Origin of the sequence: uncultured Haliea sp. (genome assembly GCF_963973825.1) — a bacterium.
GTDB lineage: Bacteria > Pseudomonadota > Gammaproteobacteria > Pseudomonadales > Halieaceae > Haliea.
In genome coordinates this window covers 158,340-178,209 of sequence record NZ_CAXBAE010000001.1, presented here as the reverse complement: position 1 = coordinate 178,209, position 19,870 = coordinate 158,340, and the positions used below count along the sequence as shown (strand labels likewise).

The window sequence follows — 19,870 nt, the reverse complement described above, 5'->3', positions numbered from 1 at the left end:
CTCGCCTCAGTCGAAAGCCTCGGGCGTATTGCAGTTGAGAAAGTCAGCACCGCTGAATTCGACTGTGACGGTATGTTGTGACGCGTACCATCCCTGCACCGATCGACCTCCGGATCCCAGGTAGTCCGGGAGCCCAGCCAGTACCCGACGCCGCAGGACGGCGTGCAGGTAGTGCGCGTCTCCCGCTGCTGAAGCGTAGGCGATGTCAGCCTCAGGCGAGGCCTCCAGTGCACGCAGCAGACGCTCGCCCAGGTCCAGGGGCAGAAGGGGGGTGTCGCAGGGCGTCACGAGTAGCAGCGATGAGCTGATATCGGGCAGTGAGCGCAAGCCGGCGAGGGGCCCGAACGCCTCCGTAAGGTCGCTGAAAACCCGGTCTGCATAGCGAATATAGTCGTCCCTGTTACGATTGCAGTTGATCCACAGCTCACCCACCTGCGGACGCAGGCGTGCGGCGACCTGTGCAACCAGTGGCTGTCCGCGCCAGTGCAGCAGTCCCTTGTCCCGGCCGCCCAGGCGTCGCCCGGCACCACCCGCCAGAATCACGCCGGTGAGGCGCGTATTGCCCTGCACATTATTCAACCGTTTCACGCTCTCCCAGGTTCAGGCCACTCGCTTGCTGTGAGATAATCGCACAATACAGGGGCTGCGTGCGCGCGGCCTGTGCTGTCACCTGTCTCGTGTAGCGAATCCATGACAAGTATTCTCGCGATTGATACCTCGACCGACGCCTGCTCCGTTGCACTGTCGGGCAGCAACACCGTGCGTGTTTTACTGGAGCATGCGCCGCGCCGCCACAACCAGCTCCTGCTGGGTATGCTGCGTGAACTGTTGCCGCAAGGGCCTGGTAATCTCGACGCCGTGGCCTATGGTTCTGGCCCCGGCTCCTTCACCGGCCTGCGCATTACGGCCAGCGCCGCTCAGGGCATTTGTTACGCCGCGCAATTGCCCGCCCTGCCGGTGTCCACGCTCGCCGCGCAGGTGCAGTCTGCCATTCGCCTCGGGCTGGCAGGCGAGGGTGACTGGGTATTGAGCACCCTGGATGCGCACATCGGCGAGCTTTACTGGGGACTGTACCGGGTTGTTGATGGTTTGCCCCAAGCGGCGTCCGCGGCGTCAGCCTGCCACCCCGGGGAATTGGTTCTTCCCGTGAAGGAGTCGCTGGTCGCGGTGGGCAGTGGCCTGCATTATCTCGAGCAGATGCCTGGCAACTGCCGGGATCTGTTCAGCACCGTCCACGGTGAGTTACTGCCGAGTGCCGAGGACATTCTGCCACTTGCCCAGCGCGCCTTTCTGGCCGGGGAATGGCAGCGCGCCGAGGCGGTTTGCCCGGTCTATGTACGCGACGAGGTGCGCTGGAAGAAGCTCGCCGAGCAGGGGCCACGCGGCTGATGGATGTGCTACAGGCCATGTTCCTCGCTTTCCTGCAGGGCGTTACCGAGTTCCTGCCCATCTCCAGTTCCGCACACCTGGTCATTCCCTCGCTGGTTCTGGGCTGGCAGGATGAGGGCCTGACCTTTGACGTTGCGGTGCACGTGGGCACCCTGCTTGCCGTGGTGTTGTATTACCGGCGTGATCTGTGCGCCATGGCCGGCAGCTGCCTCGGGCTGCTGCAGGGTCGGGGCAGGAACGAGGACACGCGCCTGGTGCTGTATCTGGCACTTGCCACGGTGCCCGTCTGCGTGGTCGGTTTCCTCGCAGACGACGTCATCGAATCACAGCTGCGCACGTTGCCCGTCATTGCGACGACCACGCTGCTGTTCGGCCTGCTTCTGGGGCTGGCGGATCGACATGCCCGGCATGCCGCGTCCTTCGCGACCCTCACCCTGGGTATCGCTCTGGCCATCGGGCTGGCACAGGCGCTGGCGCCCGTGCCCGGTGTATCGCGCTCGGGAGTGACGTTGACGGCGGGCCTGTTACTGGGCCTGGATCGCGGCACGGCGGCCCGCTTTGCTTTCCTGCTTTCGATACCTGTCATTGCCGGTGCCGGATTATTGAAGGGCGTACAACTGGTGCAGGCGAGTGCTGCGGTAGACTGGGTGCTGATGCTCTCTGCTGCCCTGTTGGCGGCCGTCACCGCCTACGCCTGTATCGGCCTGTTCCTGCGTCTGCTGGAACGGGTAGGCCTGATGCCCTTCGTGTACTACCGCATTGCTCTGGCTGCGGTGCTGTACGCGCTGTGGCTGTTTTAACGTTGTTTCCGGGAGGCGCAGTACCCATGCATGTCGATCAGTTCAACCGCGAGCTGCTGGCCTTTCTCGCTGCCGCCAGCACGCCATTTCATGCGGTCAGCGCGTTGGTGAGCCGCTTGCAGTCTGCGGGGTTCCGCGCGCTGCAGTCAGACCAGTCCTGGTCGCTGGAGCCGGGGGGGCGCTACTACCTGACGCGCAACGATAGCTCCATTGTCGCCTTTACCGTCGGTTCCGAGGCGGCTCCCGAGGGCGGCATGCGCATGGTAGGTGCGCATACCGACAGCCCCTGCCTGATGGTCAAGCCCGCTCCGGAGAAGCGGCGGGCGGGATACTTCCAGCTGGGCGTGGAGGTCTACGGCGGTGCCTTGCTCAACCCCTGGTTCGACCGTGATCTGTCGCTCGCGGGGCGGGTCAGCTATGCCGATCAGGCGGGTGCATTGCGTACCGCCACGGTGGATTTCCGTCGTCCGCTGGCGGTAATCCCCAGTCTTGCCATCCATCTCGACCGGGAGGCCAACCAGTCGCGCAGCATCAACCCGCAGACAGATATCCTGCCGGTACTGGCCCTGCAGGCAGAGCCGGGCACGCCGTCGTTTCGCGAACTCCTGCGCGATCGCCTGCTGATGGAGCAGCCGGACTGTGCTGTACGGGAAGTACTGGACTACGAGCTCTGCTTTTACGATACACAGCCTCCGGCGCTGGTGGGATTGCACGAGGAGTTCATCGCCTCGGCCCGCCTCGACAATCTGCTGAGTTGTTTTACCGGGCTGCAGTCACTGCTGGCGGCAGACGGACGTCAGAGCTGTCTGCTGGTTTGCAATGATCACGAGGAAGTGGGCAGCCTGTCCACCTCGGGAGCCCAGGGTCCGCTGCTGCTCTCCACGCTGCGGCGGCTGGTGCCTGACGAGGTGACGCTGGCGCAATTGGTGGCAAACTCGCTGATGATTTCCGCAGACAACGCCCACGGCATCCACCCAAACTATGCCGACAAGCACGACGATAACCACGGCCCGCTGCTGAATGCCGGCCCGGTCATCAAGATTAACGCCAACCAGCGCTACGCCACCAATGCAGAGACGGCGGGTCTGTTTCGCCTGCTGGCGAAGGAGGAGGGCGTGGCGGTGCAGAGCTTTGTGGTCCGCTCGGACATGGGCTGCGGCAGTACCATTGGCCCGATTACCGCCGGTGGCACGGGTATCCGCACGCTGGATATCGGTGTCCCCACGTTCGCCATGCACTCGGTTCGTGAACTGGCCGGGCGCGACGACGCCGCGCAGCTGTGTCGGGTTTTGCAGCGCTTCTACAACCACCCCGGCAGGCTGACGCCAGCCTGAGCTCGCTCCCCGGCTGCCGTGCGCGTAGCCACTGCCGGGTGCACAGGATAAACTGGCGGCCGCAGCTGTTTGGCCGTCAATGTACAGGATATTCATGACAACACAACGAGTTCTCACCGGCATCACCACCACCGGGACGCCGCATCTGGGCAATTTTGTCGGGGCGATACGCCCGGCGATTGCCGCCTCACAGGACCCGGCGACAGAGTCCTTTCTGTTCCTTGCCGACTACCATGCCCTGATCAAGTGTCAGGACCCGGCCCAGGTGCGTCAGTCCAGCAAGGAAATTGCCGCCACCTGGCTGGCGCTTGGGCTTGATACCGAGCGGGCTGTGTTCTATCGCCAGTCGGATATCCCGGAAATCACCGAGCTGACCTGGATTCTGTGCTGCAACGCGGCCAAAGGGCTGATGAACCGCGCGCATGCCTACAAGGCTGCGACCCAGGCCAACGAGGAGGCGGGTGAGGACCCGGATTTTGGCGTTACCATGGGGCTGTTCAGCTACCCGGTGTTGATGGCGGCGGATATCCTCATGTTCGGTGCGCATCGGGTACCTGTCGGTCGCGACCAGATCCAGCACGTGGAGATGGCGCGGGATATCGCCCAGCGTTTCAATCACCATTTTGCCCCGCTGTTCACGCTTCCCGAGGCCGTGGTTGAAGAGCATGTCGCGGTCCTGCAGGGCCTGGATGGTCGCAAGATGAGTAAAAGCTACCAGAATACGATTCCGCTGTTTCTCCCGGAAAAGCAGCTGCGCAAGGCGATCAACAAGATCAAGACCAACCTGTTGGAGCCCGGCGAGCCTAAGGACCCTGACGATTCAACCGTGTTCCAGATTTGGTCCGCGTTTGCCTCAGCGGAGGAGACCGCGCGTATGCGGGCCGACTTTGAAGCGGGTATCGCCTGGGGCGAAGCCAAGCGGCAGCTGTTCGAACTGGTGAATGCGACACTGGCGCCGGCGCGCGAGCGCTACGAGGCCCTGCTCGGCGACCCCGGGCATATCGAGTCTGTCCTGCAGCGGGGTGCCGAGCGCGCGCGGGCCTTCAGCGTACCGTTGCTGGCGCAGGTGCGCGAGGCCGTAGGCATCAGCGCGATGCGCTGATGCCGGTCATACGCCCCAGTTGTAGCGCAGCTCCATGAATACCCCGCGTGGCCGGCCCACGAAGTAGCGGTAGTTGCCAAAACCGACATCCGCACGCTCCGCATACTCTTCATCCAGCAGGTTGGTCACCCGCAATGTGGCGCCGAGGTTGCGGGTCAGGGGCGCGCTCAGGCGCACGTTAAGCAGTGAGTGCCCCTCGTATTCGAAGGCGTTTTCCGGCTCGAGGTAATACTCGTCCATGTACACCCATTCCAGTTCCGCCACCGGTGTGCTGCCGTGTCGCGCGGCGAACTCCCAGCCAATTCGCGCACTGCCGAACAGGCGCGGCGCGGTGTCGATGTCGTTGCCGTCAATGGATTCATTCACGCCCAGCGGCAGCGCATCGTTGGCATAGCGATGGCGTGCGGCCGTGGCGTCGAGGCGTGCATACCATGCATCCTGGCTGCGGTAGTCGAGGCTGATTTCCAGCCCCGTGTGCTCGGTGCGAGCACCGCTGACATTACGGCGGTCCGCGTCCTGGAAAATGACCTCGTCCTTGTTCATGTGGTACAGCGACAGGTCGTAGCCGAAACCGGCGCCGTTGTCGCCGCGCAGACCGATTTCGATATTGTCCATCACCTCCGAGTCGAGGTCGGCGACCGACTGGCCTGACTGCAGACGGTACAACTCGCTGGTATCCGGTGCCCGGAAGCCGTTGGCGGCGCGCAGGTAAACGCTGTGGCCGGGGCGCAGGAGGTAGCTGGCCCCCGCGTTGACGGACCAGTCAGTGAAGCTGTCGGTGCGGTCGGCAACCCTGAAGAACCGGCAGGCGGTCGCTTCCGGCGCACAGACGGAGCCTGCGGGGCCGCGATTGTCGTAGTCGTAATGCGTGTACTCCACGCGCAGGCCACCATCCAGCGTCCAGCGCTCGGACAGCGCATAGTTCAGCTGGCTCCAGGCGGCGCCGACACTGGCGTCCACGGTGTAGTCGTAATGCACGCCCTGCGGCTGGTTGGGGCTGAAGGGCTGGTCCTGCACCTCCTGCAGGGAACCCTCGGTGATCTCCAGGTCCACGCCGCCCACCCAACTCAGATTACCCTGCTCGCCGTGCAGCGCGGTTCTCAGGCCGAGTGATTCGTGAGCGTTGGTTTCCACGGGCTGCCAGGGAAGGAAATGCTGCAGGAATTCCATCCGGTTGCGGCGCAGGTAGGGGGTGATGCTGAGCTGCATGTCTGGCCCGATGTTTCTGCTGGCCTCACTGTAGAGGCGCAGAGACCAGGCGTCCCGGTAGGCTTCCGGGTTGGGGTTGCTGCGGCGCAGATCATCGTCCTTGTAGGCCTCGAAGCCCTGGATGAACCCTGCCGTCTCCTGGTTCAGGTTGGCTCCATCCAGCACCGTACGGATGTTCCAGATGTCACCCGCGTAGTCGTGGCGCAGCGTGAGTTTCTCCTGGTCGTAACCCGAATCGTCCTGGTAGCCACCGTCGGTAGCAACGTTGCCGCGCAGGCTGAAGGCGTGTCGCCCCGCGGCGTGGTTGAGGCTGAGCTTTGTCCGGTAGTAATCGTCCGGCCCGGCTTCCACGGCAAGTTGCTGTCCTGCCGCAGGATCAGGCGCCGCGCTGAGTACATTGATGACACCGTGCATGGCGTTGGAGCCATAGCTGGCCCCTGCCGGCCCCTTGATCACTTCGATGCGGCCGGCCTGTTCAATGTTCGCGTCGAACAACTGGTTGACGTTGCAGAAACCGGGCGCGCGCAGGCTGATGCCATCCGCGGCCATGAAGAACGAGCCACAGCCGCCGGCCCCCGTCAGCACCGGGGAGCGCAGCGCGGTGAGGCTTTCCTGGCCGTTGCCTCGGCTGATCCAGGCGCCGGGCACCTGCTGCATGATTTCGTTGGGGTGCGTGTGGCCGATCAGGGTCAGCGCTTCATCGTTGATGACCGACCAGGCCAGCGGCAATCGGCTGGCATCTTCACTGATGCGCTTGGCGCTGACGATGACCTGTTCCAGGACGGGCTCACTGCTGGCTGTTGCAGCATAGAGGGCTGCGGCCAGGGCGCCCGCCAGTGTTCTGTTGACGTGCATGGCTTATCCTGCGGCGATAATGTTGGGGTTGTTGCGCGGTGAGTCGTCGTTGTCGCGGTTCTGCACTGCCTGCGCAATGCGCTGGAAGGGCACCCGCAGCATGGTTTTCAGCTCATCGCTGGCACCGCCTTCCTCCAGCGCCTGTTCCATGCACCAGAGCCATTGCTCGGTCATTTTCGGGCCGATATGGAAAGGGGCGTGGGGCTCGGTCAGGCAGACACCGCCGTGCTTTTCGGCATAGCGCGGGGGGCCTCCCATCCAGCCTGTCAGATAGTCGGTGAGCCGCTCGGTGACAGGGCCGAGGTCGTCGGCGTGCATGGCGCGGAGTTCCCGCACCTCGGGTCTGCTGTCCATGATGCGGTAGAAATCCTCACACAGGCGTCGTATGCCGGCGTCGCCGAGGATCGCATAGGGTGTGTTGGGTGTGCTCATAGTCGCGATGTGGGTAGTGGCTTTGTGAGGGACGCAGTGTACGCGTCGGGGCGCAGAAAGTCCTCCCCGCGCGGGAGGCTGGCTGCGCGATAAAAGCTCGGGATTATAGCAAATCGGTCATCGATACGCCGAAGCCGATGCGGCTCTGGTGCAGGTTGTAGTCGATCAGGCTCTCTCCGTAGCCGTTGAAATACTGCACGTAGCCCTTGAAACGGCGATTGACCGGAAAAGTCCACTCCAACTGCACCGAGCCACGATTATCTGCCTGCAGGTTGTTGCGTACCTGAACCGCGAACTCGTGCTGCTCCCACTTCCAGATGCCGGTGAGGTCGCCGTAGCCCAGGTAGTCCTCGATATCGGGGTTGTCGTCGCTGCCGCTGCTTTCCGGGATCCGGTACCAGCCGCGCAGGTTCAATGTCATGCGGCGACGCTCGAAGGCGGCGCCCGCGACGATGCGGTTCCAGCTGCGTGAGAGATCACCGCCCTGGCCGTTGGACTCATGGACGAAGCCGACGTCCCAGAGGGTGTTGGTAAAACCCCAGAATCGCCAGTTGTTGGCGAAGGACAGGGATACCTCCGGCTGGTAGTTGGTTTCGCGAAACGGCGATGACTCGTTGTACACCTGCCACCAGTTGCGTTGCGTGTACCCCACCCACAGGTGGTTGTTGCGCCCCAGGATGTTCTCCCAGGCGATGGTTTTCAGGCTCAGCTGGAACTTGGCCTCCAGCCGGTCCATCGGCTCGTCCGGCTGCTGCAGGGCCCAGGCCTCGCGGTTCAGTGTGTCGGCGTAGGTGAGTGGCAGCAGGTAATTGCGGTGATGGGGGGTAATCACCCAGGCGTTGCCCGTGAGCTCAGCTTCCTCGGCGATGCGCTTGCCGAATAGCAGCTCCTCCTCGGCCAGGTTGACCGGTTCGACGGCTTCTTCATCGAGCGTGTCGTCCTCATCCGCTCCCCATCCCAGCGACGACTCGGCCGTGTTGGGCGTGCCCGGGGCACTGCGTCCGGCCGCAGTGTCGTAACAGGCGAGGCGAGCCTGGTCGTCGCTGATGCTGACGCAATTTTCCGCCAGTGCGGAAGGGGCGGCCGACAGGCTGAGCAGCAGAAGGAGGGCGTAGCAAGGCTTCTTCATCAGATCCGGGGTAGTCCGTTTATCATCGCGTAGTCTAACGGAACCGTGTCCGCAGTGACAGGCAAGGTGCCCCGGCCGGCCCGGCTCTGTTAGAATCGCCCCTCGCGTGGAACCGCCTGCACGGCGGTTCTGTCATTACATCGCGCTTTGTCGGAGCGCCCTACGGGAATCTGCCATGAGCCTTGCCCACACTGTGCTGGCGGTGAACAACGACCTTCCACTGCGTGTGGGTGCCCCCGTGCATTCCGGCAAGGTGCGCTCCGTGTACTGGCTTACCGCCGGGGACAGCGCACGGCTGATCCGCGAGCGGGCTTATCCGGTCGCCGCCGACACGCCGCTGGCGGTGATGGTTATCAGCGACCGTATTTCGGCCTTCGAATGCATCTGGGAGGGCGAGGAGGGCCTCGCCGGCGTGCCGGGCAAGGGTGCGGCGCTGAACGCGATCTCCAACCACTGGTTCCAGCGCTTCAGGGAGCAGGGGCTGGCGCCCAGTCATATTCTCGAAACACCGCATCCGCTGGTCTGGATTGTGCAGAAAGCGCGGCCGGTAATGATTGAGGCGATCGCCCGGCAATACATCACCGGATCCATGTGGCGCGCCTACAGCAAGGGCGAGCGCGAATTCTGCGGTCTGCGCCTGCCCGACGGTCTGCAGCGCGACCAGAAACTGCCTGATCTGCTGGTGACACCGTCCACCAAGGGTATTCTGCGCGGCATCCCCGGAGTGCCCGAACAGGACGATGTGAACATCGCCAGGGCCGCACTGGTAGACCACTTCAGCGCGTTCGGGTTTCGTTCAGCGGGGGATGTCAGCCATTACGAAACGCTGTTGCGTGCCGGTTTTAACGTCATCAGCAGTGAGCTGGCCGCGCTCGACCAGATTTTCGTCGATACAAAATTCGAGTTCGGCTATGTGACCAACGCCGCCGGCGAACAGCAGATGATTTACATGGATGAGGTGGGAACCCCCGATTCCTCGCGCATCTGGGACGGCCCTGCCTGGCGCGACGGGCGGGTTGTGGAAAATTCCAAGGAAGGGTTTCGCCAGCTGTTGCTGAACCACTTCCCTGACCCCGATATTCTGTTGAACAAGGACCGCATGCCGGAGCGCCTCGCACTGGCCCGCGATACGCGCCTGCCGGCCGACGTCTTCCAGCAGGTTTCCGCCACCTATACCGGGCTCGCGGAGAAAATCACCGGCCAGCCCTTGCCCCGTAGTGATGATCCCCGCCGCGAGATCCTGGACATTCTCGGTGGTGAGTTCGGGCTGTTGGCCTGAGCCGACCCCGTGCTCACCGATCCTGCGTTTTACCTCGTCAGTGTTCCCGCGGTGATGCTCTATGGCATCGCCAAGGGCGGTTTTGGCGGTGCTGTGGCGATCCTCGCAGTGCCGCTGATGGCGCTGGTCATGTCGCCGACCCAGGCGGCGGCGATTCTGCTGCCCATCCTGGTGGTAATGGACGCGGTGGTGGTGCGGACGTACTGGGGCGTGTTCGATCGCCGCGCGCTGCAGCTGCTGCTGCCCGGTGCGTTGGTGGGAATTGGTCTTGGCTTTCTCACCGCGGGTGCCATGGACGACAACTACATGCGTGTGCTGGTGGGCCTGATTTCCACGCTGTTCGGTGCACAGCAGCTACTGGGCTTTGCTGCACGGGCCAGCCAGCGCCATCGCGCCGCTCCCGCCGCGCTGTTCGGCACCCTCGCGGGTTTCACCAGCTTCAGCATCCACGCAGGTGGCCCGCCACTGACCATGTACCTGCTGCCCAAGGGCCTGCCGCCGCTGGTCTTCGCCGGTACCGCCGGCCTGTTTTTCGCCGTCGTCAACCTGGTGAAACTGCTGCCTTACTACTGGCTGGGGCAGTTCACCCTCGACAATCTGCTCTACTCACTCATTCTGGTGCCCCTGGCGCCCCTCGGCGTGCGGCTGGGGCACGCGCTGGTGAAGCGCTCGCCTGCCGGGTTCTACTATCGGGTGATCAGTTTTTTCCTCGTGGTGCTGGGCGTGAAGCTCCTCTGGGACGGCGTGTCCGGGCTGCTCGCCTGACCGATGAAACGGTGGTATACCGCTCGCGGATTGCCTATAGTTCGGGCAGTGACCGATGACTGAAAAGGAGAGATCCATGTCTCAACCCATGACAGCTTTAATCCTGCTGGCCTGCGCCATGGTTGCGGGCTGCGCGACGTCGCCCGAGGTAACCGACGATGGCCTGGCCCGTGTAGACGGCTACCGCTTTGCCGATGTGTATGTACGCCCGGGCGCCGACCTTGCGCACTACCAGCACGTGGAGGTGGACGATTGCGAAGTGGCCTTTCGCCGGAACTGGCTGCGTGACCAGAACCAGAACAGCCGTAGCGTGACCACGCGCATCAGCCAGGAGGATGCAGACCGTATTCGCGGCGATGTCGCCACTGCCTGTGACGAGGAGTTCCGCGCCGCTCTGACCAAGCCACCGGCCTATTCGCTGGTCGATACGCCGCCGGAAGGTGAGGACACCCTGGTGCTGAAGCCGGCCATTGTAAACCTGGATATCAACGCGCCAGACGTGCAGTCCGCCGCCCGCACCCGCAGCTACACCACCTCGGCCGGCGAAATGACGCTGGTGCTGGAGATGGTCGATGGTGTGACCGGTGAAGTGCAGGCGCGTGTTGTCGATCGTCGCCGGGGTATCGATCAGGGGACGCTGCAATGGACCAGCAGCGTGACCAACCGGGCGGAATTCAATCGCATTCTGCGGCGCTGGGCCGATTTGCTGCGTGACGGTTTCGACCGCGTGCGCGACGGGTCCGCTGCGGCTGGATAAGGGGTAGAGACCATGAGAATCGTTGAGGTCACGCCGCAGGTCGCGGTGTCCGAGCAGCTCAATCTGGAGGACGTACCGACAATCGCGGCAGCGGGGTACCGGGTGCTGGTGAATAATCGTCCCGACGGCGAGGCCCCCGGCCAGCCAAGCTCGGCCGAATTTGCCGCCGCTGCCGCGGCGAGTGGCCTCGACTACGTGTATTACCCGGTGAACGGGATGAACTTCCCCGGTCCCGACCTGGCGCGGCTGGCGGCGACTTTCGACAGCGCCAGTGGTCCCGTGCTGGCGTTCTGCCGCAGCGGCACCCGCTCCATCAACCTGTGGCTGGCGACTCGCCCAGCGGAAGACTTCCCGCAGGCGGTGCAGCGCGCCCGCAGCCTCGGCTACGACCTGTCCATGGTCGGGCAGCGCTGAACGCTGTGAACACCGGTCACGAGCAGGCGTCGCAGGCAACGGCGGCGCCCGCTCGCCCTGCGAGCACCGTGGTACTGCTGCGCGACGGTCCCGATGGGCTGGAAACACTACTGCTCAAGCGCAACAAGGCCCTGTTGTTTGCCGGAGGGTACTGGGTGTTTCCCGGCGGTGCACTGGAAGCCGGTGACCTGCAGCAGGCGGCTGGCGACGAAGAGCGTGCCACACGCATCGCGGCGGCGCGGGAGGCGGAGGAAGAGGCGGGGCTGCGACCCTCGCCGGAGGATATGGTGCTCATCAGCCACTGGACCACGCCGGTGGTCGAGCCCAAGCGGTTTTCCACCTGGATCTATGCCGCGCCGGTGGCGGCCGACGCCGAGGCCAGAATCGATGGCAGCGAGATTCATGCAGCGCGCTGGCTCGCGGTGGCGCAGGCGGTACGGGAGCACGATGCCGGTGAACTCGGCGTATTGCCGCCAACCTACATCACCCTCTGTGACCTGGCGCGCTATGCCAGCGTCGAGGAACTGTTGCGCATTGAGCGTTCGCGGCCACCGCAGTCGGTGTTTCCGCGCTTCTGTCATGCCGACGGGCAGGTTTTTGTCATGTTCCGCGGCGACGCGGGCTATGAGAGCGGCGATGGCAGCTACCCCGGCGCCCGTCACCGTGCAGTGCTTGAAGACAAGCGCTGGCGCTACGTTTACGAGGACGTGGCGGCCGAGTATCCCTGCCTGATTGGTCCCTGAAGCGTCGTGAGTGAGTCCCTGGACAAAGGCAAACGTGGCGGCGCGGGATTCCCGCTCTGGGACTGGCCCACGCGCCTGTTTCACTGGTCGCTCCCCGTGCTCCTGCCCCTGGCGTGGTGGACTGCGGAAGAAGGCCAGATGGAGCGGCATCAGTGGGTGGGTTATACCCTGCTGGTACTGGTGGTGTTTCGCATCGGCTGGGGCCTGATTGGCAGCCGCCATTCCCGCTTCACGGATTTCCTGCGCGGGCCACGCACGGTGCTGGGGTATCTCCGCGGGCGGATACCGGCGGGCCCGGGTCACAACCCACTGGGTGGATGGTCGGTCGTGGTGCTGCTCACGCTGTTACTGGCCCAGGCCGTTAGCGGGCTGTTCAACAGTGACCGGATTCTGTTTGACGGACCGCTGTATTATGCGGTGGATAGCAGCACCCGGGATTTTCTCGGTGTGGTGCATGAATGGGCGTTCAATGCCTTGCTGGCGATGGTCGCGGTGCACCTGCTGGCCGTGGGCTGGCATCAGTGGCGTCTGGGCGAAAAGTTGTTGCAGGCCATGTGGCTGGGGCGCGCGCGAGGCAGGGAAGGGGAAGCGCCCGTGGTCGGCTGGTGGCGGGCGCTGCTGTTGCTTGCTGCGGTCAGCGGCCTGTTCTGGTGGATACTGCAACAGGCACCGCCGCCGCCGCGGATGTGGTAGGGACGGGCCCGATCAGTACAGGTAGTCTTTCGACTTGTATTCGTCGTGGCAGGCCTTGCAGGTCTGGCCGACTGCGCCGACCTGCTGTGCGATTGCCGCTCGATCACCCCCTTTCACGGCAACGCCCAGGTCCTTGGCAGCGGCCTGCATGTCACTGAGTTTCTGCGCGAAGTCGTCGCGGTTTTCCCAGATTTCCGGTTTTGCACGGGTGGTGCCCTTGTCGGAACCATCGGGGAAGCCGCGCAGCAGGTTCAGCGAAGCGACCGCATTGAAATCATCGGCAAAGCCCTGCAGCTGTTCCTGGTTCCAGGGCATCTCGCCCTTCACCATGGCGCCCATGGGTCCGAAGTTGGCCCCCAGCAGCGCAAAATAGGACTGCCGGTAGGACTGGTGAAATTCATTCTCGTCGAGGTGCGACAACGCTAGGGGCGACAGTGCCAGGGCGGCAACCGAGACCAGTGCGGCAACAGGCTTCAGGACGGATTTGCTCATGGTGCGCTCTCTTGTTAGCAGGACGTCAGCCCATCCTATAGGGCCTTGCCACCTGCTGGCAAGCAGGCGCCGCGCTCGATTCCGCTGCCGAGGCCAAGGGCGCCGGCCAACTTTTTGAACCTGCCTTGTGTTACGGGGGCGACCACGGCGGAAAAGGCCGCGCAGTGGGCTACCATGGGCGATGCATTGGTACGAGGTATGGCATGAGCGCTCAGCAGTGGGATTACAGTTTTGATGTGGTTGTGGTGGGATCCGGAAATGGCGGGCTCACGGCAGCGCTTTGCAGTTATGAGATGGGCACGCGCGATGTGCTGGTGGTGGAAAAGTCCGACCTGTACGGTGGCACCAGCTCCATTTCCGGGGGCGGTGTCTGGATTCCCTGTAACCGCTACGCACGGCAAGCCGGTGCCGAGGATTCGCTGGAAAATGCACGCACCTACCTGCGTCAGCTGATTACCGAGGAGGAGGTGCCGGATTACCAGCTGGATGCCTTCCTCGAGAATGGCCCGAAAATGGTGGATTTTCTGCACGAGCGCACACGCGTGCGCTACGTGACGCTCGAGCACTACCCGGATTACTACACCAACCTCGAGGGCGCGATGGTGGGACACCGCTCCATGGAACCGGAGACCTTTCCGGCCAGTGAGCTGGGTGAGGAATGGCGCCGCCTGCGGCGCACCCACCCGATGATGCACCTCGGGGGGCTGATCGGCTTTACCCAGGTGGAAGCCGCGCTGTTGATCGGCCAGCAGCCCGGCTGGTGGAAAACCGCGCTGAAGCTGGTGGCTGCCTACGTCGCCGATATTCCCTGGCGCCTGAAGGACAAGTATCACCGTCGCCTCGCCACCGGCTGTGCCGGCGTGGCGCGCCTGCGCGCCTCGATGCAGGATCGGGATATTCCGCTCTGGCTGAGCACCCCCATGCGCCGGGTCATCGATGAGGACGGCGTGGTCACGGGTATCGAAGTCACCCGCAACGGTGAAACCCTGCGCATACAGGCGCGCAAAGGCGTGATACTGGCTGCCGGTGGCTTCGAACACAACCAGGCCATGCGTGAACAGTACCTGCCCAAACCCACGGACCACCGCTGGAGTGCGGGTACCCTCGACAACACCGGTGATGCCATCCTCGAAGGCCAGCGGCTGGGCGCGAAAATGCACCGCCTTGATGAGGCCTGGTGGTGCAACACCATCTCCGTGCCGGGCGAAACCATCCCGCGCCTGAGTATCATGGAGAAGTCGTATCCAGGGTCTATCGTGGTGAATCCAGCGGGTGAGCGTTTCAGTAACGAATCGCAAAACTATATGGCCTTCCAGCAAGAGACCTTCGCCAAGCACAGCGACGAAAACCCCTGTAACCCCAGCTGGCAGATTTTCGATGCCAACTTCCGCGCGCGTTACTTCGTTGGCCCGCTGTACAACAGCACTTTCCGCCCCGACTGGGCAGTGCCAAAACGCTATGAGACCGAGGGCTTTTTTGCCAAGGCTGACACCATCCCCGAGCTGGCACGCAAGATTGGCGTGAACCCGGAGGGCCTGGCGGCCACCGTGGCGAAAATGAACGAGTACGCGGTGACCGGGGTGGATCCGGACTGCCATCGCGGTGACTCGGCCTACGACCGCTACTACGGCGATCCGCGTGTCACGCCAAACCCCTGTCTGGCACCGATCGACAAGCCGCCGTACTACGCGATGAAGGTGGACCCGGGTGACTTCGGTACCCAGGGGGGCATGGTGTGTAATGCCCATGCGCAGGTGCTGCGTGAGGACGGCTCGGTAATTCCCGGCCTGTATGCCATCGGTAACTGCAGTGCACCCACGCTGCCCTGTTACCCCGGCCCCGGCTCAACCCTCGGGCCGGCCATGACCTTTGCCTATCAGGCGGCCAAAGCCATTACCGGGTTCAAGGACGCCTGATACCTCAGGGCACCAGCCAGCGCATCGCGTAGACCAGCGTCGCGCTGGCGGCTCCCCAGGATCCCAGCACCCGCAACCCGATACGCTGCCAACCCGGCGAGGCGCGCTCACTGAGATCCGCTACCAGCAACAGGCAGGCAAAGGCACCCAGAGCCGTCCCCGCCAGAGTTGCCACGTAGGGGGCCGGCGCCAGCCCCTCCGGCGCGGAGTCCAACCCCAGCAGCAGTGCCACGGTAGCGCCTATGAGGGGAAACAGGCCAGGGGGCAGACGCCACTGTAACACCACCAGTAGACCCATCAGGGCCGAGGCCAGTAACAACAGCGGCTCCGGATCCTCGGCTACCCCTGCGCCCGAGAGCGCCAGCCCCGCTACCAGTGCCGGCAGGAAGCCCAGATATGTCCTGCGCACCGCTGCCATTCCCCGCTGGCCGGCCAGCAGGCCCAGCATCACGAGGGAAAGCACATGGGCTGGCACCACCAGCGGGTGCAGTATGCCGCCATAGAAGTCGCCAACGCCCTGCATGGGCGCATGTGACCAGGCGGGAAACGCTGCGCAGCACAGGGCGAGCGCCCCTGCCAGACGGGACAAAGATAACGGATTCAAACGGCCTGCCAGAGGAACAAGCCTCCGGCCAGCGCGATCACCGCACCGGCGGCACGCACCGCGCTGCGGCCCAGCGGCCAGCGCACCAGCAGCCCGAAGCTTATGCCTGACAGGTGCAGCAGACCGGTGGCGATCACAAATCCCAGACTGTAGGCCAGCGGGCTCGCCGCATCGGGCAACTCCGTCCCGTGGGCGTGGCCATGGAAGATAGCAAAACTGGCGACCAGCAGGCCGGCGATCCACAGCGGCGGGCGGGCGGCGAGCAGGATCATGGCCCCCAGCACCAGAGCCGATGCCGCGATGCCGATTTCCACACCGGGCAGGTCTACCCCGGCGAGCCCCAGCGCACCGCCAACGGCCATCACCAGGGGGAACACCACCGGCAGCAACCACACTGCCGGCGAGCCCAGAAAGGCGCCCCAAAGCCCAACCGCGACCATCGCCGCCACGTGGTCCCAACCCAGCACCGGGTGCAGCAGGCCACTCACAAACCCGCCTCCAATATCGGCCGCCGAATGCGCCTGCGCGTTGCTGGCAAGTAACACGCCAAGAGCGGCGCCCCAGATTAGTTTGCCTACCTGCATGATATTTCTCCTGAAATTTTGCATGGCAGGATAGCTTGTCTGGCCTTGAAGATGAATGCTCTGCCGAGCGCCAAGAGCGAATAAGGATGCGCTGAATCTGCACCCGGTATGACCCTCCAGTGAGTGGTGGCCTGACCGGGCGCACGGCGTGTTTTGGTTGCTCAAGTGTGCGTGGTATAAGCATTAACGTGGCTTTTCAGCGGCCCGGGGCTGGATTGAGGCCGAGAGGCTGTAACGCCTTGAAACCGTTAAGGGTTTTGGCGGTGGATATGATGGTGGGGCGGAATGGTTTGGGCGCGCTAACTCCGGGCGGCTGGGGATCTGGGGTTCTATGTGGATGAAATGCTGGAGTTTTACGTGGGAATGGGCCGTTCAATTCTGGAATTAGCAAGCCGGGAGTTAGTCGGCTTGGTCTTGCTAATACGCTGTTATAAGCTCGGGTGAGCGATGAAGTACTTTTTTGCTGTAGTAGTAAACATTTTGATTCTGGCTCTTTCGGTTACAGGTTTATTGTTTACCTGTATGTGGGGCTGCCCTAATACTGGCATACAGCTTGTTTTTAAAATTTCTACATTGTGTTTGTTGGTCAGCCTCGTGATGGTTATCTATCTCTGGGTAGCACGTAAAAATAGCAAAAAACATAAGAGCGAGATTTGATGTGATATCAAATGCTTATAACAAGGCCAGTCAGCATTGCTCCCGTTGGTCGCTGGACCTCAAACCCGCTGCACGGCTTTTCGGCCGCTGCTGGCAGCGTTAGGCTCCTGTGATTGCCAGAGCACCAGTAAGAAGAAGGAATTATGCTTACCGATATTTTTTCATATAGATATATAGACTTTCCAATATGGAAAGGATTTGGCGAGCTAGAAAAGCGCTTACTAAATCAACTATTTGGAATCGTAAAAGAAGCAATTCCGTACTATGACTCGAATGGGAAAAAGATCGAAGCGAATGAAGTGAAATGGAAAACACTTCACGACAGGCTATCTAGAGAGCTAGGTGTTGATGAGCTTTTTACAAGATACTACTCGTACACAAATCAAAACGCTCTAGGCCAATCTATACCTGTCAGCGGTTTCTTTGGTTGGGACTATGCATGCGAGAAATTCGTAAAATCGGACTGTCCTAGCGATCACCATGATCCAGATAGATTTATCAAAGAGAGAATCAGTTTTATTGAGCTTGCGATGCGTTGGCGCTATGAGGAAATTGAAAAAATTAACGAAAATCTTCCGGAAGCAATTCTAGAAGCAAAGCTGAGAGATGCAATACCAAAACGTGGCATGAGAGTGCCGGGGAGCGCTGTAGACGGGGTTAAAGCTTGGAATAAAACTCAGAACGAATCCTACTCTCTTCTAGTAGAAGAAGTTAATGAACGGTTTCGAAGAGCTAGGGCGCCTTTGACGTTGCACAATGGTTTTATACAAGTTTCTACAGACGAAATTATCGAAAACAATATAGCAAAGCCATTTTGGGAGTTAGTGGCAGATCCTTTATGGAAAAATGTCGACATTGACATGAAAGAGGCCTTAGATCGAAGAGACTCAAACGATAAAGATCCAGCATTGTTCGCAGCAAAAGCGCTAGAAAGTGCAATAAAAATAGTTTCAGATCAGAAAGGCTGGTCCACAGGGAGTGAGAACGGAGCTTCAAACTATATAGATAACCTAGTGAGCAAAAAGAACGGTAGATATATTGATCCTTGGGAGGCCGATATCTTAAAAGATTATTTTCGAAAGGTTAGGAACTCTCTAGGGCATGGCCCTGGTAGCGAACCTATGCCTTCTTTGTCAATTCCACAAACCGATTGGGCAATAGAAAATGCTATGTCTTGGGTTAGGACATTGATTCGGAGGCTAAGTGAATAAGCCTAACAAGTGCATGTTGGCGGACTGGCTTTCCGCTGCGCTACAATCCATCCGCAAATGCGAGCGTTAGGCAGCAGGGGCGAGGTCGGTGAGGCGTTTATGGACAATCGTCGGCGTGTTGGATGTCGCACGCAGCTTCACCTGGTATCAGTCCCTACTCGGCCTGCCTCAGTCCAGCCCTGCCCACGACTACTTCGGTCAGATCGTCGACTCAGACGGGACAGTGCTGCTATGCCTCCATCGGTGGGGCGACCACGAGCATCCGCCGCTTGCTAGTCCGGACACCGCCAAGCCTGGCAATGGCCTGCTGCTATTCTTCCGTGTCGATGACTTTGACGCGTCACTCGACCGTGCGAGAAGCCTAGTCGAGAGTCTGGAAGAGGAACCGCATATGAATCCTGGGACTGAAACGCAGGAGTTTGCGCTGCGTGATCCTGACGGCTACTACGTGATGGTGAGTGCCAATGCTGCAGCCTAACCAGTCATTGCAGCTGACACTTGACCCTGCCGGACCTCTGCCTGGCGGCAGAGCCCCGTCAGCCTCAAGTGCAGCTGAACGCCGGCGTTAAGCATAAGGAGCAATCAGTGCATTTATCCAGAATCATTTTAGCGATGGCTGTTATTTCTTCAGCCTGTGTGGCTATCGCAGATGATGCTGCTGTCGAGAAATACCGAAATTACACACCACAGCAATTGGCTGACTTACCTGAAGAGGAGCGTAGTAGCTCAGTTCCTATGATGTATTCTTTTGCCGCAAGAAACGGACTTTCAAAAGGAGCTGATTTATTGTTTGCAATGCAGTTGAATACTTTGATGTACGCAGGTGTAAGTGATTATGAAGGAGCTGTGAAGTCATTCCAGAAGGACTTGGGCGATAAAGCTACAGGAGTTTTAACTGTTTGGCAGATATACAATCTGGAGAAACGCTCAGATTTTCAGAAATTATCAAGAGTTTCATTTCCTTCCGATTATAGCAGTAGAAAAACTGATAGCTATGCAACCGTTAGCGGAACAATGATGATTCACGATGAACGAATTGCTTGGCCAGTTAACCATGTTCAGCTTAAGTGCTACAAGGCAGACAAATACTGCGAGCTAAATCAACTATACCTAGTATTTCCAAAAGATGACTCGTGGAGCCAGACATTTAACGTAATGCAAGATACTCCTCAGTATTACGATATTACAAATTGGTCTGATGATATTGTAGATGCAGTGCCAAGTGATCCTGGCAGCGGATGTAGAGTTACTGCCTTAAACCTAAATTTCAAAACGAAGGAATTTTACCAAATTACGAGGAATGGCACCGGCGAGTGTGAAACGATGGGGGTTACTTTTCCAAAACTAGAAAAGCCTCGAATCGCTCAAATTGTTGACGGTGAAGAAATCGTAAATAAAGAGTTTGGCGGCCTCCGCCAGAAGGCATTTTCGTTTTTATCGAGCGCTTTTAGAGAAAAAGTTGAAAAGCTTGAGGCGGAGAGTAAGTAAATGCTTAACAAGGTGCT

The 19,870-nt window shown here is 61.0% G+C and carries 21 protein-coding genes; 14 read left to right on the top strand and 7 right to left on the bottom strand.

Annotated features, from left to right (window positions below; genetic code table 11):
• Positions 1-6: 6 nt before the first annotated feature.
• Positions 7-588, bottom strand: a complete 582-nt coding sequence (gene mobA, locus AACZ17_RS00815) for a molybdenum cofactor guanylyltransferase MobA (protein ID WP_290744185.1) — start codon at positions 586-588, stop codon at positions 7-9.
• Between the two features lie 102 nt (positions 589-690).
• On the opposite strand from mobA, the gene tsaB reads away from it, so the two are divergent.
• The 4 genes from tsaB (at position 691) to trpS (ending at position 4,625) form a co-directional block, all read left to right on the top strand.
• Positions 691-1,389 (top strand): tRNA (adenosine(37)-N6)-threonylcarbamoyltransferase complex dimerization subunit type 1 TsaB, encoded by a 699-nt coding sequence (gene tsaB, locus AACZ17_RS00810; RefSeq protein WP_290744178.1) that lies wholly within the window; start codon positions 691-693, stop codon positions 1,387-1,389.
• The gene (locus tag AACZ17_RS00805; RefSeq protein WP_290744176.1) at positions 1,389-2,189 is read left to right on the top strand and encodes an undecaprenyl-diphosphate phosphatase; all 801 of its coding nucleotides are present in this window, start codon (positions 1,389-1,391) and stop codon (positions 2,187-2,189) included. The genes tsaB and AACZ17_RS00805 overlap by 1 nt, the downstream gene beginning before the upstream one ends.
• A gap of 26 nt (positions 2,190-2,215) precedes the next feature.
• Positions 2,216-3,523: a M18 family aminopeptidase gene (locus tag AACZ17_RS00800; RefSeq protein WP_290744174.1), complete on the top strand. Its 1,308-nt coding sequence runs from the start codon at positions 2,216-2,218 to the stop codon at positions 3,521-3,523.
• Between the two features lie 94 nt (positions 3,524-3,617).
• Positions 3,618-4,625 carry a tryptophan--tRNA ligase gene (trpS, locus tag AACZ17_RS00795; RefSeq protein ID WP_290744172.1) on the top strand — a complete coding sequence of 336 codons (1,008 nt, stop codon included), beginning with the start codon at positions 3,618-3,620 and terminating at the stop codon, positions 4,623-4,625.
• Positions 4,626-4,631: 6 nt separating this feature from the next.
• On the opposite strand, the gene AACZ17_RS00790 is transcribed toward trpS, so the two are convergent.
• From AACZ17_RS00790 to AACZ17_RS00780, 3 genes are all read right to left on the bottom strand, one after another.
• On the bottom strand, positions 4,632-6,689 hold the full coding sequence (locus AACZ17_RS00790; protein WP_290744170.1) for a TonB-dependent receptor: 2,058 nt from the start codon (positions 6,687-6,689) through the stop codon (positions 4,632-4,634).
• A 3-nt stretch (positions 6,690-6,692) separates the two neighbouring features.
• Complete coding sequence (locus tag AACZ17_RS00785; protein ID WP_290744168.1) at positions 6,693-7,121, bottom strand: group II truncated hemoglobin; 429 nt, start codon at positions 7,119-7,121, stop codon at positions 6,693-6,695.
• Positions 7,122-7,224: 103 nt separating this feature from the next.
• Positions 7,225-8,250 carry a phospholipase A gene (locus AACZ17_RS00780; protein WP_290744162.1) on the bottom strand — a complete coding sequence of 342 codons (1,026 nt, stop codon included), beginning with the start codon at positions 8,248-8,250 and terminating at the stop codon, positions 7,225-7,227.
• A 175-nt stretch (positions 8,251-8,425) separates the two neighbouring features.
• Here AACZ17_RS00780 and AACZ17_RS00775 point away from each other — a divergent pair, with 175 nt between their 5' ends.
• The 6 genes from AACZ17_RS00775 (at position 8,426) to AACZ17_RS00750 (ending at position 12,901) form a co-directional block, all read left to right on the top strand.
• Positions 8,426-9,529, top strand: a complete 1,104-nt coding sequence (locus tag AACZ17_RS00775; protein ID WP_290744157.1) for a phosphoribosylaminoimidazolesuccinocarboxamide synthase — start codon at positions 8,426-8,428, stop codon at positions 9,527-9,529.
• A 9-nt stretch (positions 9,530-9,538) separates the two neighbouring features.
• On the top strand, positions 9,539-10,294 hold the full coding sequence (locus tag AACZ17_RS00770) for a sulfite exporter TauE/SafE family protein (RefSeq protein WP_290744152.1): 756 nt from the start codon (positions 9,539-9,541) through the stop codon (positions 10,292-10,294).
• 76 nt (positions 10,295-10,370) lie between these two features.
• Entirely contained in the window at positions 10,371-11,051 is a 681-nt protein-coding gene (locus AACZ17_RS00765; RefSeq protein WP_290744146.1) for a DUF3313 family protein, read from the top strand.
• A 12-nt stretch (positions 11,052-11,063) separates the two neighbouring features.
• A complete protein-coding gene (locus AACZ17_RS00760) occupies positions 11,064-11,465 on the top strand; it encodes a TIGR01244 family sulfur transferase (protein WP_290744140.1) in 402 nt (133 codons plus the stop codon).
• Positions 11,466-11,470: 5 nt separating this feature from the next.
• Entirely contained in the window at positions 11,471-12,208 is a 738-nt protein-coding gene (locus tag AACZ17_RS00755) for an NUDIX domain-containing protein (protein ID WP_290744132.1), read from the top strand.
• A 6-nt stretch (positions 12,209-12,214) separates the two neighbouring features.
• The gene (locus tag AACZ17_RS00750; RefSeq protein WP_290744130.1) at positions 12,215-12,901 is read left to right on the top strand and encodes a cytochrome b/b6 domain-containing protein; all 687 of its coding nucleotides are present in this window, start codon (positions 12,215-12,217) and stop codon (positions 12,899-12,901) included.
• A gap of 12 nt (positions 12,902-12,913) precedes the next feature.
• Here AACZ17_RS00750 and AACZ17_RS00745 read toward each other — a convergent pair whose 3' ends face one another.
• A complete protein-coding gene (locus tag AACZ17_RS00745; RefSeq protein WP_290744128.1) occupies positions 12,914-13,393 on the bottom strand; it encodes a cytochrome c in 480 nt (159 codons plus the stop codon).
• 203 nt (positions 13,394-13,596) lie between these two features.
• Here AACZ17_RS00745 and AACZ17_RS00740 point away from each other — a divergent pair, with 203 nt between their 5' ends.
• Positions 13,597-15,309: an FAD-dependent oxidoreductase gene (locus AACZ17_RS00740; RefSeq protein WP_290744126.1), complete on the top strand. Its 1,713-nt coding sequence runs from the start codon at positions 13,597-13,599 to the stop codon at positions 15,307-15,309.
• 4 nt (positions 15,310-15,313) lie between these two features.
• Here the strand turns inward: AACZ17_RS00740 and AACZ17_RS00735 are convergent, their stop codons facing one another.
• Complete coding sequence (locus AACZ17_RS00735; protein WP_290744124.1) at positions 15,314-15,898, bottom strand: HupE/UreJ family protein; 585 nt, start codon at positions 15,896-15,898, stop codon at positions 15,314-15,316.
• A gap of 11 nt (positions 15,899-15,909) precedes the next feature.
• On the bottom strand, positions 15,910-16,497 hold the full coding sequence (locus AACZ17_RS00730; protein WP_290744122.1) for a HupE/UreJ family protein: 588 nt from the start codon (positions 16,495-16,497) through the stop codon (positions 15,910-15,912).
• Between the two features lie 800 nt (positions 16,498-17,297).
• Here AACZ17_RS00730 and AACZ17_RS00725 point away from each other — a divergent pair.
• The 3 genes from AACZ17_RS00725 (at position 17,298) to AACZ17_RS00715 (ending at position 19,853) form a co-directional block, all read left to right on the top strand.
• The gene (locus tag AACZ17_RS00725) at positions 17,298-18,365 is read left to right on the top strand and encodes a hypothetical protein (RefSeq protein WP_290744120.1); all 1,068 of its coding nucleotides are present in this window, start codon (positions 17,298-17,300) and stop codon (positions 18,363-18,365) included.
• A gap of 115 nt (positions 18,366-18,480) precedes the next feature.
• Positions 18,481-18,843: a VOC family protein gene (locus AACZ17_RS00720; protein ID WP_290744118.1), complete on the top strand. Its 363-nt coding sequence runs from the start codon at positions 18,481-18,483 to the stop codon at positions 18,841-18,843.
• Between the two features lie 20 nt (positions 18,844-18,863).
• Positions 18,864-19,853: a hypothetical protein gene (locus AACZ17_RS00715; RefSeq protein WP_290744117.1), complete on the top strand. Its 990-nt coding sequence runs from the start codon at positions 18,864-18,866 to the stop codon at positions 19,851-19,853.
• Positions 19,854-19,870 lie beyond the last annotated feature (17 nt).